This window comes from Pseudomonas sp. GNP014 (genome assembly GCF_054344005.1).
Genome location: NZ_JBTGUS010000001.1, coordinates 1,175,388 through 1,191,495, shown reverse-complemented (window position 1 = coordinate 1,191,495; position 16,108 = coordinate 1,175,388). Strand labels below are relative to the sequence as shown.

The 16,108-nt window shown below is 61.5% G+C and carries 13 protein-coding genes; 10 read left to right on the top strand and 3 right to left on the bottom strand.

All coding sequences use genetic code 11. From position 1 onward, the window contains the following. Window positions 1-82: 82 nt before the first annotated feature. Both ACXX9E_RS05520 and ACXX9E_RS05515 read left to right on the top strand, forming a co-directional pair. The gene (locus ACXX9E_RS05520; protein WP_186743787.1) at window positions 83-709 is read left to right on the top strand and encodes a glutathione S-transferase family protein; all 627 of its coding nucleotides are present in this window, start codon (window positions 83-85) and stop codon (window positions 707-709) included. Window positions 710-754: 45 nt separating this feature from the next. Further along, complete coding sequence (locus ACXX9E_RS05515; RefSeq protein WP_458555138.1) at window positions 755-2,785, top strand: pyridoxamine 5'-phosphate oxidase family protein; 2,031 nt, start codon at window positions 755-757, stop codon at window positions 2,783-2,785. 128 nt (window positions 2,786-2,913) lie between these two features. On the opposite strand, the gene ACXX9E_RS05510 is transcribed toward ACXX9E_RS05515, so the two are convergent. Then, window positions 2,914-4,365 (bottom strand): glycosyltransferase family 4 protein, encoded by a 1,452-nt coding sequence (locus ACXX9E_RS05510; RefSeq protein ID WP_458555137.1) that lies wholly within the window; start codon window positions 4,363-4,365, stop codon window positions 2,914-2,916. Between the two features lie 595 nt (window positions 4,366-4,960). Between ACXX9E_RS05510 and ACXX9E_RS05505 the strand changes: the two genes are divergently transcribed. From ACXX9E_RS05505 to ACXX9E_RS05475, 7 genes are all read left to right on the top strand, one after another. After that, complete coding sequence (locus ACXX9E_RS05505; RefSeq protein WP_458555136.1) at window positions 4,961-6,535, top strand: glycosyltransferase; 1,575 nt, start codon at window positions 4,961-4,963, stop codon at window positions 6,533-6,535. Then, complete coding sequence (locus tag ACXX9E_RS05500) at window positions 6,529-7,833, top strand: glycosyltransferase (RefSeq protein WP_458555135.1); 1,305 nt, start codon at window positions 6,529-6,531, stop codon at window positions 7,831-7,833. Before ACXX9E_RS05505 ends, ACXX9E_RS05500 begins: the two co-directional genes overlap by 7 nt. Continuing rightward, entirely contained in the window at window positions 7,830-8,750 is a 921-nt protein-coding gene (locus ACXX9E_RS05495; RefSeq protein ID WP_429541586.1) for a class I SAM-dependent methyltransferase, read from the top strand. Before ACXX9E_RS05500 ends, ACXX9E_RS05495 begins: the two co-directional genes overlap by 4 nt. Next, window positions 8,740-8,979: a hypothetical protein gene (locus tag ACXX9E_RS05490; protein WP_458555134.1), complete on the top strand. Its 240-nt coding sequence runs from the start codon at window positions 8,740-8,742 to the stop codon at window positions 8,977-8,979. Before ACXX9E_RS05495 ends, ACXX9E_RS05490 begins: the two co-directional genes overlap by 11 nt. Beyond that, complete coding sequence (locus ACXX9E_RS05485; protein WP_123470059.1) at window positions 8,973-9,806, top strand: class I SAM-dependent methyltransferase; 834 nt, start codon at window positions 8,973-8,975, stop codon at window positions 9,804-9,806. The genes ACXX9E_RS05490 and ACXX9E_RS05485 overlap by 7 nt, the downstream gene beginning before the upstream one ends. A gap of 73 nt (window positions 9,807-9,879) precedes the next feature. After that, entirely contained in the window at window positions 9,880-11,076 is a 1,197-nt protein-coding gene (locus ACXX9E_RS05480) for a DUF3142 domain-containing protein (RefSeq protein ID WP_458555133.1), read from the top strand. Beyond that, a complete protein-coding gene (locus ACXX9E_RS05475) occupies window positions 11,063-13,198 on the top strand; it encodes a hypothetical protein (RefSeq protein WP_128614097.1) in 2,136 nt (711 codons plus the stop codon). The genes ACXX9E_RS05480 and ACXX9E_RS05475 overlap by 14 nt, the downstream gene beginning before the upstream one ends. On the opposite strand, the gene ACXX9E_RS05470 is transcribed toward ACXX9E_RS05475, so the two are convergent. Further along, window positions 13,195-13,824 (bottom strand): LysE family translocator, encoded by a 630-nt coding sequence (locus tag ACXX9E_RS05470; protein WP_458555132.1) that lies wholly within the window; start codon window positions 13,822-13,824, stop codon window positions 13,195-13,197. The two genes, ACXX9E_RS05475 and ACXX9E_RS05470, sit on opposite strands and share 4 nt — an antisense overlap. A gap of 144 nt (window positions 13,825-13,968) precedes the next feature. On the opposite strand from ACXX9E_RS05470, the gene ACXX9E_RS05465 reads away from it, so the two are divergent. Next, window positions 13,969-14,442, top strand: coding sequence for an Lrp/AsnC family transcriptional regulator (locus tag ACXX9E_RS05465; RefSeq protein ID WP_123470052.1), 474 nt, complete (start codon window positions 13,969-13,971; stop codon window positions 14,440-14,442). A gap of 94 nt (window positions 14,443-14,536) precedes the next feature. On the opposite strand, the gene lpdA is transcribed toward ACXX9E_RS05465, so the two are convergent. Continuing rightward, complete coding sequence (gene lpdA / locus ACXX9E_RS05460; protein ID WP_458555131.1) at window positions 14,537-15,937, bottom strand: dihydrolipoyl dehydrogenase; 1,401 nt, start codon at window positions 15,935-15,937, stop codon at window positions 14,537-14,539. Window positions 15,938-16,108: the final 171 nt, after the last annotated feature.

Below are 16,108 nucleotides of genomic sequence, written 5' to 3'. Positions count from 1 at the left end.
TGTAGTTTTACCGATAGGTGGAAGATGACTCCCATCGGCGCTGTCATTCCCGTAACGGCGCCACTGTCCAGCGGAGTCGACCATGCAAGCGATCAAACTCTATAACTTCCCCCGTTCCGGCCACGCCCACCGGGTCGAATTGATGCTGTCCCTGTTGCAACTGCCTACCGAGCTGATCCTCGTCGATCTGGCGAAAGGTGAGCACAAACAGGCGCCCTACCTGGCCATCAACAGTTTCGGCCAGGTGCCGGCGATTGATGACAACGGCGTGGTACTGGCCGATTCCAACGCGATTCTGGTGTATCTGGCGCACAAGTACGGCAACGGCCGTTGGTTGCCAGCCGATCCGGTCGGTGCTGCACGGGTGCAGCGCTGGTTGTCGGTCGCGGCGGGCCCGATTGCGTTTGGCCCGGCGGCTGCACGGCTGATCACGGTATTCGGGGCGAAACTCAATGCCGACGAACTGATCGAGCGTTCGCACAATTTGCTCAAAGTGATGGACAGCGAGTTGGGCAAGACGCCGTATCTGGCGGGCAGCGAGCCAACCATCGCCGACGTAGCGGCCTACAGCTACATCGCCCATGCACCGGAAGGCAATGTGTCGCTGGACGACTATGGCAACGTGCGCGCCTGGCTGGCCCGGATCGAAGCGTTGCCCGGTTTTGTCGGCATGCCGCGCACCGTTGCCGGACTGCAAACCGCAGTCTGATTTTCTTGATCCACACTGCGCGAGCAGCGCGCAAGGGAGGTCGTGATGGAACGTTCACCGTGGCACGCTGGCGAGCGGCAACTGCAAGAAAAGGTGGGTGTTGCCGAGCGTATGGAGGCGTTCGGACGCAAGGTGATTCGCACCTGGATGCCGGATCAGCACCGTGAGTTCTATCAGCAACTGCCCTTCATGCTGTTCGGCGCGGTCGATGCCGACGGTCGTCCCTGGGCCAGTGTGCTCGAAGGGGCGCCGGGATTTGCCCGCTCGCCTGATCCGCAGCACCTGAGGTTTTCCAGCCTGCCGGCTGCTGATGATCCGGCGCAACTGGCTGACGGCGAGCCTGTCGGCTTGCTCGGCATCGAACTGCATACCCGGCGGCGCAATCGCCTCAACGGGCATGTGGCCAATCTTGCGCCTGACGGATTCGAGTTGACGGTGGATCAGGCCTTTGGCAACTGTCCGCAATACATTCAGTTGCGCCAGTTTCAACGGGTGCCGCTGGCCGATCCGGCCTCGCGACCGGCCCGGCATCTGGCGGCGCTGGATGACGCCGCGGTGGCGCTGATCGCCAGCGCCGACACGTTTTTCGTCGCCAGTTATGTGGATGCCGACGGCCAGCGTGCGGTGGATGTTTCCCACCGTGGCGGCCAGCCCGGTTTCGTGCGGGTGGAGGGCAATCGCCTGACCATTCCCGATTTTGCCGGCAACCTGCACTTCAACACCTTGGGCAATCTGCTGCTCAATCCCAAGGCCGGTCTGTTGTTCATCGACTTTTCCACAGGCGATGTACTGCAACTGAGCGGACGCACCGAGATCATCCTTGAAGGCCCGCAGATCGAGGCTTTTCAAGGCGCGGAGCGGTTGTGGACATTTGAAGTGGAGAAACTGGTGCGGCGCCCGGCAGCCCTGGCTCTGCGCTGGCGCTTCGACGGGATGTCGCCCAACAGCCTGTTGACCGGCAACTGGGCCGAGGCGGATGCCCGTTTGCAGGCGCAGGCTCTGGGCAACCAATGGCGACCACTGCGGGTGGCGAAAATCGAAGCGGAAAGCCGCCACATTCGCTCCATCTATCTGGAGCCGACGGATGGTGCCGGTTTACCGGTATTTCTCGCCGGCCAGCATTTGCCACTGCGCTTTACCCTCGATGGCGAGGTGCATATCCGCACCTACAGCTTGTCGAGCGCGCCGTCGGACGGTTTCTATCGCATCAGCGTGAAGCGTGAAGGCCGGGTCTCGACCCATTTGCATGAACAGATTCGCGTCGGTGATGTGCTGGAGGCGCGCGCGCCGCAGGGGCATTTCACCGTGGCGCCGCTGGAACGCCGGCCCTTGGTGCTGTTGGCGGCGGGCGTCGGCATTACGCCGTTGCTGTCGATGCTGCGCGAGGTGGTTTATCAAGGCCTGCGTACCCGCAGGATTCGCCCGACGTGGTTATTGCAGAGTTCGCGCAGTCTCGCAGACCAGCCGTTTCGCAAGGAGCTGAATCAGTTGCTGGAGAAGGCGGGCGATGCGGTGCAGGTGATGCGTTTGCTCAGCCAGCCGGAAGACGATGCCGACCTGGGCGAGGATTTTGATCGGCACGGACGCATCGACGGTGCGTTACTGCGCAATCTGCTGGAGGTCGAGGACTACGATCAGATCGACTTCGTGCTGTGTGGCCCTGGCAGTTTTACTCAGGGCCTGTACGACAACCTGCGTGAACTGGATGTGCGCGATGCGCGGATTCATGCGGAAACTTTCGGCCCGTCGACGCTCGTACGCCAGCGGGATCCGGACGCGATCGTCATCGAGCAGCCGCCGGCGGCAACAACGTCAGTGCCGGTGGTCTTTGAGCGCTCGGCCAAAGAGGCGCGCTGGCAACCGGACAGCGGCAGCTTGCTGGAGCTGGCGGAAAGTCGCGGACTGCGCCCGGAGTTCAGTTGCCGGGGTGGCTCATGCGGTACCTGCAAGACCCGGCTGATCAGTGGCGCAGTGAATTATCCACAGCCGCCAGCGGAGATTCCGGAAGAGGGGCAGGTGCTGATTTGTTGTGCGGTGCCGGCGCAGAGTGCACAGCCGTTGGTGCTGGACCTGTGAAGCAGAATGGCGCCGGCGCGTGGCGACAGGTGTTGGCAACGGTCGTTCTCTGGTAGCACGCAACAGCCTGCGCCGCTGGATGGGGCGCAGGCTTGTTCATTCGTTCGCGCAGACGCGATGAAACGCTTTCACCAGTGGTGTGATGCAGACCCCGAGACGGCTGGGCGGAGCATCGGGTATTCAGGTTTCAGCGGCAGCGTGGCTGCCGACTCACCGCTGTCCGCCGCGATGGCGCTGCCGTGTGCTGCCGGTACCTTCAGCACACGGTGTGCACTGCGCTCGACCAATTGCTGACTGGCCTGGCGCCAATCGATCCAGCGCCAGTTGCGGACATCGCGGCTGGCAGGGAACTGGCCGCTGCGTTCAAAGGTAATGATCAGCTCTGTGAGGCTACGCGGATCACGCAGGTCAAAATAGGCCATGAACTCGCCGCCAATCTCGCGGAATACCGGGATGTCACTGCCCATCGCCGGCAAGCCACGCTGCATGGCCTCCACCAGTGGCAAGCCAAACCCTTCGACAACCGAAGGGAATACCAGGGAGCTGGCATGAGCGTAGGCATGCTCCAGGCTGGTGTCGCTCAGGTTGTTGAACATGAACAGACGCTGGTTCAATTGCGGGTGGTGGCGAATACGGGCGAGCAACTCGTCGCACTTCCAGCCGACGTGCCCGGCGATGCACAGCCTGGCCTTGGAGCCGTTGGCCCAGGCGCGCTCGAAAGCGTTCAGCAGGTAAGCGTGGTTCTTGCGCGGCTCGATGGTGCTGACCATCAGGAAGACGGGCTCGGCACTCTCGAATACCCGTTGCAACGCAGGATCGACGGCGGCGTCCGAACTGCGCAGGTCCAGCTCCGAACCCAAATGGAAATAGTCGAACCAGCGCTTTTCGCTCTGCTCGGTGCCGATCCGGCGCTGCAGTTCTTCACGCACTTCATCGCGTACGGTGGCGGAAATCGCCATGTAGCCGTCAGCCGTGCGGCAGATCCAGTCGAACCACTCACTGAACACCTGCGCCGGTCGTGATTCATAGAAATGCGGGTGCTTGAGCGGGATCAGGTCGTAAATCACCGCAATGAGGCCGACGCCTTCACGTTTGAGTTTTTCGACGTGGGGGAAGAAATCCGAATGCCAAGAGGAGTCGAGCAGCACCAATTGATCGTCCGGTTGGTGTTGCAACGGGGTGCAGCGCTTGAGCAACTGGAACCGGCTTATGCGCCGGAACACCCGCATCGGCACACTGAACGCGGCGAATGCAGTGGCACGATAGCCGACATACAGCAGCCGTCGCGCCAGCTTCGATGTGCATTGCGCGTCGAGCCGTTGCTGCCATTGCCAGAAGCGATGGGCCAGCCGTTCCACGCGATCGCCAAAGGTTGCCAGGGCGTTGAACACCGGCGTGTCCAGAGGCGCCAGGCGCGTGACCCGATACAGCTGACCATTGAGCAAGATCACCGGCATGCACTCGACACCGTCCGTGCTCGGCGGCAGCTTGTTGATGACGTTGCGTACCACCCGCTGAATACCGGAATTGAGCTTGGGGTGGTTGAAAACGTGGGTGCATTCCACCAGTAGTCGAGTCATGGGGCGCGCTCCGTGATGGCCAAATCGACGCTGCGGATAATCGGTGTCCATTCCGAAGTCGCGGTCTCGCCAGCCGGAAACGCTTGCAGCGGCAGTCGATCCGGGGCGGTTTGCCGCTGACGGGCTCGCAGGTGTTGTTCGAGGAGTCCCCCGGGACCGGCGATGAACAGGCAATTTTTCAACAGCGACCCCTTGGCCGTTAACTTTCGCCACTTCCTGCAGGTTTCAAAGGAAGGTCTGTCAGACCGAAGGCAACAGTCGATCAGACGACAGGCGAAACAGTTGTTGTAGTTGTTTGTGAGCAATCTGTGCCAATTGCACAACAATTTCAACAGGGCAAACCGTGACCGGTCAGTTCTCGATAGCGTAGACCGATTTATTCGCGGCGCATGGTTCACGAACCCTCGACGGATGTGTTTAGAATGCCCTTCGTCACGATTACCCGGGTCCTTTGGGCAAGTCGTGCAAAGAGTTGAAACTGACCACTAAAACAAGAACAAGACGGGACCGCAGGCGTATGACGGACACCGATCCGATCGACGTTTGGCCGTCATAGTTTGAGGCTGCCGGGATGGCAGTTTCATCGTGGAACGCCATGAATTTCATTCTTTATTCGGATATCAACGACAGTTCCATCAGCCAGAATCCGGCTCAGCCTGATTCCAGTGACCTGCTACTGAAGGCCTATCGTCCGCTGCTTGAAACACTTGGGCGCGTTCACATCGTGCATTCTGTCGCCGCGGTCGATCCGCTCTACCGACAGTTGCTCAGCGCTGGCCAGGAGAGCGTTTGCCTCTCGTTCCACCCCCCGCAGACAACGCCCTTCGATCTCGAGTGCCCGACCGTTTGTGTGGTTGCCTGGGAGTACGACTCGATCCCCGACGAACAGTGGGACAACGATCCGCTGCAGGACTGGACGCGCATGCTGGCGAAACACGGGCGGGTGATCACCCTGTCCAGCCACGCGGCCGCCGCGATCCGTCGCTCAATGGGCGACGCGTTCCCGGTGCTGGTGTTGCCGGCCCCCCTGTGGGAAAGCTTTGCGGCGATCCGCGAGGAGCACGCGAGCACACCGGTCAATGCCGGCACCACGTTGACGGTCAAAGGTTGCATCTTCGATTCTCGGCTCATGGACCTGCACCCGGATAACCTGCTGCCGGAACCGCTCACTGCGGAGGAACAGGCGGAAATCGAGGCCCGACTGGAAGCTTCACGCCCACCGCCGTTGACCTTGAAGCGCCGCTATGTGATTGCCCGGCATTTCTTGCGCCTGTGGCTGCTGAATCTGGGCCACGAGCAGACGCCACCGGTGCCGCGGGTGAGATTCCTGCAGAACTGGTACTGGGAAGGACTGCACGATCTGCTGCCGGAGCGGCTGCATGACTGGCTCGGTAAACGCTTGCCAACTATCGCCGGCCCGATACCGGTGCCTGTGGTCGCTCCTGCACCACGGGAACTGCCGGATACCTCGGTAGAGGTCCAGACCCACATTGACGGGGTGGTCTATGTGTCGGCGTTCAGCCCTACGGACGGCCACAAAAACTGGATACAGATCCTTACCGCTTTTTGCGCGGCATTTCGCGACACGCCCGACGCAACACTGGTGATGCGCTTGACCCAGAGCGATCTGACGGATGTCTACGAGCACTTGATAACCCCGATGGCGCAACTGGCACCGTATGCGTGCCGAGTGATGCTGATCGTGGGCGATCTGGATGATCGTGAACATGCCCGGCTTTATCAGGCCGCGAGTTTTTACGTCAACGCCTCGCATTGCGAAGGTGTATGCCTGCCGCTGATGTCGTTCATGGCTTGCGGCAAACCGGTGATCGCGCCCGATCACACGGCAATGCAAGACTACATCGACGAGTCCGTGGCGTTCGTGGTCGGCTCCAGTCTGGAAGTGAGCATCTGGCCACATGATCCGCGTGGGCTGCATCGTGCGCGACGTTACCGACCGGACTGGGGCTCGCTGAAAAAGGCCTACGAAAACAGCTACCGGATGGCCACCACGCAGCCGCAGGATTATCAGCACATGGCACTGGCGGCGGCCGAGCGCATGCGCAACTACTGCGCGGTGCCCGCCTTGCAGGAACGCGTCGCAGACTTTTTCGGGCTGGCGTCACACGCCGGCAACGTTGCCCAGGTTACGGATAACGCCTCATGCTGATCATCATCCATTCGGAAACCAACCAGCACACCATCAACCGCAACCTTGGCCGGTCGGAATACAGCTATTACTTCGTGCTCAAGGAGTATCGGCCTGTGCTGGAACGCCTCGGACGGGTGGTCGAGGTTGCTGATCCGGTCGCTGAAGTCGATGCGTTGTACGCGGACTGCCATGCCCGTGGCGAGCCCTGCGTGTTCCTGTCGTTCTCGCCCCCGCATCGCACCCCGGTGCATCTGGCCTGCCCGACGTTGCCGGTGTTCGCCTGGGAATTCAGCACCATCCCCAACGAACCGTTCAACGGTGATCCGTTGAACGACTGGCGCACCGTGCTCAATGCCTGCGGCGCCGCGATCACTCATTCCAGCTACACGGTCAATGCCGTGCGCGAAGCAATGGACGCCGATTACCCGATCGTCGCCGTGCCTGCACCGGTCTGGGATCGGTTTGCCGCGCGGGGCGTGCAGTTGCAGGGGCAGCCTGTCGTCGACGCCGTGCGGTTGAAAATCAAGGGACTGGTCGTCGACAGCCGCAAGCTCGATCTGAATGCTTTTGGTCCGGTGCGCCTGCGCCGCGGCAAGGGCATTGATTTTCGAGCGCCGGTCACCGAGCAGACGTTATTGCTTGAAGGCGTGGTGTACACCTCGGTGTTCAACCCCCGCGACGGGCGCAAGAACTGGGAAGACATGATCAGTGCCTTCTGTGCGACGTTCCGTGACAACGAAGACGCGACGCTGGTGCTCAAGCTCACCCACCACGATGCCGAAGAAGCCCTCACCGACATCCTTCATCACTTGTACAAGAATCAGTCTTATCGCTGTCGTATCGTGCTGATCTATGGCTACTTGGCAGACGCGGATTACGAGCGTCTGGTGCAGGCGACCCGCTATGTCGTCAACACGTCCTACGGTGAAGGCCAGTGCCTGCCGCTGATGGAGTTCATGTCCTGCGGCAAACCGGCAGTGGCGCCGTGCACGACGGCGATGATCGACTATCTGAGTGCCGATAACGCTTTCCTGATTGCGGCAACGGAGGATTTGACCACCTGGCCACACGATCCACGCTCGGCGTACCGCACCCTGCGCTATGCCACCCAATGGTCTTCGATTTGTGCGGCGTACCGCGCCAGCTATGAGGTGGCCAAAAACGATCCACAGCGCTATGCGTTGATGTCGGCGCAAGCGGTGGAGAGTTTGCGAGGTTTTTGCAGTCAGGCCGTGGCGGAGCAGCGGTTGCAGGTATTTTTTGCGCAACTGTTCGAGCGGCACGCCGAACGGGCCATTGAGGCGACCGGAGCATGATTCGCCGATTGCTTCGGCGTTTGCTCGGCGCACAATCGGTGCCCTCGGTTGAACCTGTTGCCGAGCCGGTGGCTGAGCCGACAACTGAACCGCCACCGCTGTTCACCTGGTCGCCGCGCGATGTCGGCTTCCATGACGCGGTACTCGATGGCTGGTTTCTCAATGACAGCGGCGAATTGCTCAAAGGCTTTGCCATTACGCCGGACGACACCTTGCTCGACGTAGGCTGTGGCGAGGGCGGCGCGACGTTGTTTGCGGTACGCAAGGGTGCCTCGGTGATTTTCACTGACAGCGAACACGACAAAGTGCGTGATCTGGCCCGTCAGGTTGAAGCTCAGAGCTCCCGGCCCGGTCTGGGTCTGGTCAGTAATAGCCTGCCATTGCCTCTGGTTGATGGCTGCGCGAGCAAAGTGGTGTGCCTGGAAGTGATGGAGCACGTCGACGAGCCTGAGCCGTTCATGGCCGAACTGGTGCGCATGGGGCGCCCCGGTGCGTTGTATCTGCTCAGCGTACCGGCACCGGTTGGCGAGCATTTGCAAAAAGGCATCGCCCCCGAAAATTACTACCAGACGCCGAACCATGTGCACATCTTCACCCCGGAGCGCTTTGCAGCAATGGTCGAAGACGCGGGGCTGGTCATCGAGCATCGGCAGGCCAGCGGATTCTTCTGGGTGATGGGCATGATTTTCTTCTGGGCCAGCGAAAAGGCTGCCGGCAAGGATCCGGGGGGCGCGGTGCGCGATCGTATTCATGCGCCGTATCCACCGTTGATGGAAGGCTGGGCCCGAACCTGGGATGAGTTGCTGCAACGACCCGACGGACTCGCGGTCAAGCAAGTGCTCGACCAGTTCATGCCCAAGAGCCAGGTGATCATTGCCCGTAAACCCCTGGATACCGGGTTGCCCGATGAGCGCTGAACGAATGCTGGACATCATGGTGCCGTGCGCCAGTTGCGCCTACCTCACCGCCCGTAGTCCGACTCGCGCGCTGCGAGGTGGCCGCAACCGTCAGGAATCCTGGCGGATGCTCAGTGAACACAACGATCGCATTATCGAACTGCCCCTGCATTACCGTGGCGTTGCACGGGGCGAACGCCTCGGCACTTGCCGAACCGCCGTCCTATCCTCTGGAGCCACCTCATGCTGAGACTGTTGAAGAAACTCACGGCGACGACGCCTGTTCCAGCCCCGGCAGAGCCTGTCGCGGCGCCCGCCGCGAAGGCCGACTCGTACGCGCTCGGCCTGCACGATGCGGTGCTCAGCGGCTGGTTCAACCAGCAGACCGACGAGCTGTTCAAGGGCTTTGTGGTGTCGGCCGATGACACCGTGCTCGATGTCGGCTGCGGCGATGGCGGCAACGTGCATTTCTGCGGCATGCGCGGGGCGAAGATCATCATTGCCGACATTGATGGCGCCAAGGTCGAAGCCACCCGTCAGCGCCTGAGCGACACTCCGGCGCGCGACATCGAGTGCCACGTGACCGACTGCAACCCGCTGCCGATTGCCGACGCCACTGCCACGCGCGTGGTGTCCACCGAAGTCATCGAACACGTCGACGACCCTGCACAGTTCCTCGCTGAGCTGGTGCGCGTCGGCAAACCGGGCGCGTTGTACCTGTTGAGTGTGCCGCACCCCAGTTCCGAAGACCTGCAAAAGGACATCGCCGCGCCTGAGTACTTCCAGAAACCCAACCACATACGCGTCATCAGCGAAGATCAGTTCAAGGCGATGGTCAACGAGGCCGGGCTGGAAATCATCAGCCACAGCCAGTACGGTTTTTACTGGTCGCTGTGGATGCTGCTGTTCTGGGAAGCCAAGGTCGATTTGAGCGATCCGGATCATCCGCTGCTCAATCACTGGGCCAATACCTGGCAAGCCGTACTGGACTCGCCGCGCGGTTTGCAGATCAAGCAAGCGCTGGATGCGGTGGTGGCGAAAAGTCAGGTCATCATTGCCCGCAAGCCTGTTGCCTGATTAAGGTGGCGGTAACATCGGGTTGTATTTTTGGCGAGGGAACTTGCTCCCTCGCCACAGGATTGTTCACGGCATGCTGTTTTTTGTTCGTCAGCTGACATTAGCGGTCGCTGTATTACTGTTCGCCGGGTGCAAGCCGCAGGCCTCATTGCCGCTCGATCAGCAGCTCTACGTCTGGCAACGCCAGTGGACGTCGGCCCATGACCCTGCATTGCGCGACAGCCGTGCGGACTTCTCGACCTTGCGCGTGCTGGCCTTGCAGGCTTTTCCGGATGCAGGATGGAGCCGGGCGCGTATCGATCCGCAGGTGTTGAAGCGCGATGGTCGGCCATTGATCGCGGTCATGCGTCTCGACGGACAACTCAAGTCGCTGGACCAGGCGCAGGTCACGGCACAGATTCTCCAGGTCATTGCTGACTGGCAGGCACAAGGCCTGACCCTGAGCGGCATCGAGGTCGATCACGATGCCGGCAACGCACGGCTGCCGGCGTACGCGCAATTCCTCAAGCATCTGCGCGCTGCGTTGCCGCCCTCTCTGCCATTGAGCATCACTGCGCTGCCTGCCTGGCTCGACAGCGGGCAATTGGCGACGCTGCTGCAAACCGTCGACAGCAGTGTGCTGCAAGTGCACGCAGTGAGCGATCCGCGACGCGGTCTGTTTGATCCCGATCAGGCGCTGCAATGGGCCAGGGCCTGGGCGCGGATCACCGATAAACCGTTCTATCTGGCACTCCCAGCCTACGGCGTGGCATTGCTGCCGGATGAGGGCGGTGCGCCGCTGGTGGAGAGCGAGGTGCCGCTCGAGCGCGGAGGTCAGCGTCAGGAGCTGCTTGCCGATCCGCGGCAACTGAGCCAACTGGGCAACACATTGCGTGAGGATCCTCCGGCCCATCTGGCCGGGCTGATCTGGTTTCGCCTGCCGCTGGCCAACGACCGCCGTGCCTGGAGTCTGACCACGTTGCGCGCCGTTGCCCGAGGCGATGCCTTGAACAGTCAGTTGGGCCTGACGCTCAGCGAAACCGACGGACTCTACGACTTCACACTCGATAACCCCGGTAACCTCGACAGCGCCTGGCCCGCGCGTATCACGGTGAAAGCGCGGGATTGCGAAGGCGCCGATGCGCTGGCCGGTTATGCATTGCAACAAAGCCCGGATCTGCTTACCTTCACCCGCCTGCGCGACGGCCGATTGCCGGCAGGCGCACAACGCGCCATCGGTTGGGCTCGTTGCGCACATATTGATCAAGGAGGTTCGCATGTTGACCCGTAACTGGCCCCGCCATTTGCTCTGCCTGAGTCTCAGCCTGCCGCTGGGTTCGGCGTTGGCCTGCGGCCCGGACTTCCCGCTGCGTCTGCTCGACAATCGCGGGCAGACCCTGGCCGATCTGCCGGAGGGCAACTTCAACTTCGAGATCAGCCGCCTCGGCAAAACCATCGCCGGGCTGAAAAACGCCACGGCCGCGACGCGTAATCCCGATGATCTGTACGGCGATGAGAGCGCAGCTGCTGCGGCGCGGGAGACCGCCGAGCAGGCCGGTCTGAGCGCCGAACAACAAGCGCTGGTCAAACAGTTGCGTGGTTTGAGTGATGCGCGTCAGGCCGAGGCGCAGGGCGCCAGTCTGCCGCCGGAAATCCGTTTGTATGTGGCTGGCGCCGTGGCATTTGCCACGGGCAATCATCCATTGGCGGTCGAGTACTTCAACAAGCTGCTGGCGCTGCCGGCCGATCAACGTCCGTTGCGCAGCACCTGGGCTGCGTACTCGTTGGGCCGTACCTGGTTTGCCATGAGCACCGAGGCGGGGGATGCGCCAGAGGCGCTGGAACAATCGCGCGATGCCTTCCGCCAGGCCCGGCAACTGAGCATCGACGGCTTCAGCGACCCGCTGGAACTGGGGGTCGCCAGCCTCGGCGAAGAGGCGCGCGTGTTGCGCACCGCCGGCGACTGGAGTGGCGCGATCGAACTGTATGAAGCGCAAAACCTGCACGGCTCGGCCGTCGGGTATACCTCTCTGAAGCAATTGATGAATGAGCTGGCCGAGCTGCCCGAGGCTGAACTGGCGGATTTGCTCCAGCGCAAAGCCGTGCAGCAATTGGTCACGGCTTCTCTGGTCAGCCGTCTTGGCTGGTCGTTTGGCGATGAACCGCCGAATGAGAAAAAACTCGTGAAGCTGCTGCAGGACAGTACCCGAGGCAGCCTGGAAAATGCTGATCGGCTGGCAGCGATGAGTTATCAACAGGGCGATTACGCCAGCGCCAAGGCCTTTCTTGAAAATGCCGGGGACGGCGGTCTGGCGTGGTGGTTACGGGCCAAACTGGCGGTGCGTGACGGCGATAAGACTGGCGCTGCCGCCGCTTATGCGAAAGCCGCGCAAGCCTTCCCGCAGACCGAAGACTGGGGCTATCGACGCACGCCAGACTGGGCGTTTGAAACCGTTCAGCCGAAATGCCGGGTCGAGGGCGAAAGCGCGATTCTCGCCTTGCAGCGTGGTGAATACCTGCAAGCCTTCGTGCAGTTGTATCGCAGCAACAGCACCTATTGGTTTGACGCTGCGACCGTGGCCGAACGTGTGCTGACGGTGGAAGAATTAAAGCGGTACGTGGATGAAAACGTGCCGGCCCCAGCGGCGCGAACCCAGCAGGAACGCGACAACTACGTGCCGCTGCCGGTCGCCGCCAGCCTGCGCAATCTGCTTGGCCGACGCTTGTTGCGTGAAGGGCATTACGCCGATGCGGTGGCTTATTTCGACAACCCCGATCTGCAGAACAAGGCCCGTCTCTACGGTGAGCAACGGCTGAAGGCCGATGCCGCGTGGTGGCCGACCAAACGCGCCAGTGCGTTGTACAACGCGGCGTGGACCGCCCGTGAGTGGGGCATGGACATCCTCGGATACGAGATGGCGCCGGACTACGCCACGTTCGGGGGCAATTACAGCCTGGAATCCGTCGAGCTGAACGTCGGCCCGCTGGTGTCCGAAGCCGAAGTGCAGCGCCAGAAGGCCAGCGAAGCGCAACCGGATCAGCGTTATCACTACCGGTTTGTCGCCACCGCGCTGGCCAGTCGCGCCGCCGACAACCTGCCGCACACCAGTCAGGCGTTTGCCGCCGTGTTGTGCTCGGCCGCAGGCTGGAACAGCAGCCTGGAAGAGCAGAGCGCGTTATATCAGCGCTACGTGAAGGAAGGTCCGTACGTGCCCTGGGCGGTGGATTTTGGCCATCAGTGCCCGTATCCGGATTTCGAAAACGCCGACAAACGTTACGTCACCCAGGTCACCGATGCTGTGCGCACAACGCTGCGACCCTACAAATGGCCAGTGATCGGTGTCCTCGGGCTGGGCAGCGCCGCCGCGTTGTTGTTGATCAGCCGTCGCCGTCGCAAGACGCCCGACGTCTAAGCCTGTTGCACAAACGTCAGGCGCACCGCGAAGCCGATCAACAGGCTGCCGAACAGCCACTGTTGAACGCGTTGCGCCGTCGGGCTGTGTTGCAGCCAGCGGCCCAGGGCGGCGCCGGTCAGGGCATATGCACTGTCGAACAGCAGGCCGATGCCGACCAGCAGGGCGCCGAGCACGGCGAATTGGGTCAGCACCGGCGCGCCTTCGGCGACGATGAATTGCGGCAACAGCACCGAGCAGAACAACAACGCTTTCGGGTTGAGCAGGTTGGTCAGCACACCGCGCCGGATCGCTTCACGCCATTGCCCGGGCATGCCGGCAACGTCGCCGGCATTCAGGTTCGGCACCAGGGTGCTGCGCAGGCACTGGATACCGATCCACAGCAGATACGCCGCGCCGGCCAGCCGTACCACTTCGAATGTCCACGGCGCGGCCTTGAACAGCGCTGCCAGCCCCAACGCCGCCAGTGCCACGTGACAACCGCGGGCAATTGCCAGGCCTGTCGCCGTCGCCAGTGCCGCACCGCGACCCTGCCGGGCACCGGTTTGCAGCAGCAGGATCATGTCCGGGCCGGGCAGCAGATAGACCACCGCCAAAGCCAGAAAAAACAGCCAGAGACTCGCCACCTCACACCCCTTTCGTTGTCAATTCGGTGAGCCAAGTCTAGAGCGCAAGGGCGGGGCAGGTGCTTGCGAAGTCCGCTTCAAAAGCCTGCAGGTTTGGCATAACCTGCTGGTTTTCAGCGGCTTTACTCTCGGAATCTGCCAAATATGAAACTGGACGCCTTTGACCGCAAGATTCTCGCCGCCCTGCAACGTAACGGACGCCTGAGCAACGTCGAGCTGGCCGACGAAATCGGCCTGTCGGCATCGCCTTGTCTGCGTCGGGTGCGGATGCTGGAGGAGGCCGGCGTGATTCGCGGTTACCAGGCCAATCTGGATCGCGATGAAGTGGGGCTGGGTCTGACGGTGTTTGTCGGGGTCAAGGTCGAGCGGCACAACGACGCACAGGCCGAGGCTTTTTATGAAGCGGTCACCGCGTTACCGGAAGTGATTTCCGCGTTTCTCGTTTCCGGTGAATCGGATTTTCTCTTGCAGGTGGTGGTGCCGGATCTGCGCGCGTATGACCGCTTTCTCAGCGGGTGTCTGTTGAAGTTGCCGGGGGTGAGCGACATTCGCAGCAACTTTGCGATTCACACGGTGAAGACGCCGGGGGCGTTGCCGTTGGGGCATCTTCCGGATTAAGGCCGGCCTTCATCGCCAGCCTGCTCGCTCCCACATTGGAACGCGGTCAAAGGTGGGAGCCAGCCTGCCGGCGATAACGGTTTCTCTGCCTTGATTACATCTGCGTCGCCATCCCCTCGACATTCATCGCTGCCTGGCGCAACGCTTCGGAGCGCGTCGGGTGCGGATGACACGTCAGCGCAATGTCCTGCGCCGAAGCGCTGAACTCCATTGCCACACAGAATTCGCCGATCATTTCGCTCACGCTCGGGCCGACCAGATGCACCCCGAGAATTTCGTCCGTGCGTTCGTCAGCGAGGACTTTGGCAAAGCCTTCAGTCTCGTGGTTGATCTTCGCCCGGCTGTTGGCGGTAAACGGAAACTTGCCGACTTTGTAAGCGCGACCTTCGGCCTTGAGCTGCTCTTCAGTCTTGCCGACGCTGGCCAGTTCCGGCTTGGTGTAGATCACGTTGGGGATCAGGTCGTAGTTGACCTCGCCGGCCTTGCCGTGGATCTGCTCGACGCAGGCCATCGCTTCATCTTCGGCCTTGTGCGCAAGCATCGGCCCCGACGTGACGTCGCCGATCACCCACACGCCGGGCGCTTCGGTGCGGTGTTGTCTGTTGGCGAGCATGCCGCGCTTATCGGTGCTCAGCCCCACGTTTTCCAGACCCAGGCCCTGGGTGTACGGACGACGCCCGATGGCCACCAGCACGTAGTCGGCTTCCAGCAACTCAGCGCTGCCGCCGGTCGCAGGCTCAACGCTGAGTTGCACACCGCTGGCTGACGAGGTAGCGCTGGTGACTTTCGAACTCAACTTGAAGGCGATCCCTTGTTTGCTCAGCGAACGCTGCAGGGTTTTGCCGGCCTCGGCATCGACTCCGGGGCAGATGCGATCGAGGTATTCGACCACGGTGACCTGCGCGCCCAGACGCCGCCACACCGACGCCAGTTCGAGGCCGATGACCCCGGCGCCGATCACCACCAGATGGTTGGGTACTTCGCTCAGCGACAGGGCGCCGGTGGAATCCAGAATGCGTTGGTTGTCGATCTCCACGCCGGGCAGGGGAGTGGGCTCGGAGCCGGTGGCGATGATGATGTCCTTGGCGGTCAGTTCGACCTTGCTGCCCTGATCGTTGGTTACGCTGACTTTGCCCGGGCCGTCGATATGGCCCCAGCCCTTGATCCAGTCGACCTTGTTTTTGCGAAAGAGGAACTCGATGCCTTTGGTCAGGCCGCTCACGCTTTCGTCTTTCTGCTTCATCATCTGCGCCAGATTCAGCGTGGGTCTGACCTCGATGCCGAGGTTGGCGAATTCCGCACCCATCGCTGTGTCATACAGCTCCGAGGCATGCAGCAGCGCTTTGGAAGGCATGCAGCCGACATTCAGGCAGGTGCCGCCCAAGGTCGCGCGACCTTCGACGCAAGCGGCTTTGAGACCCAACTGGCCAGCGCGGATCGCCGCGTTATAACCACCGGGGCCGCCGCCCAGAATCACTACGTCATAGTTGCTCATGCGCTTGCTCCTGCTTGATGGATGCGGATGCTAAAAGTAGTCGGCGAAGAAAATTACGAACGTAATATGTGCGTTTATGGACATTTCGGTCAAGGCTTCAGGCAAGCGACAGGTTGGAAATCTTTAGATAAATGTAATTGTGTACGAATATTTCACGATTATCGTTATATC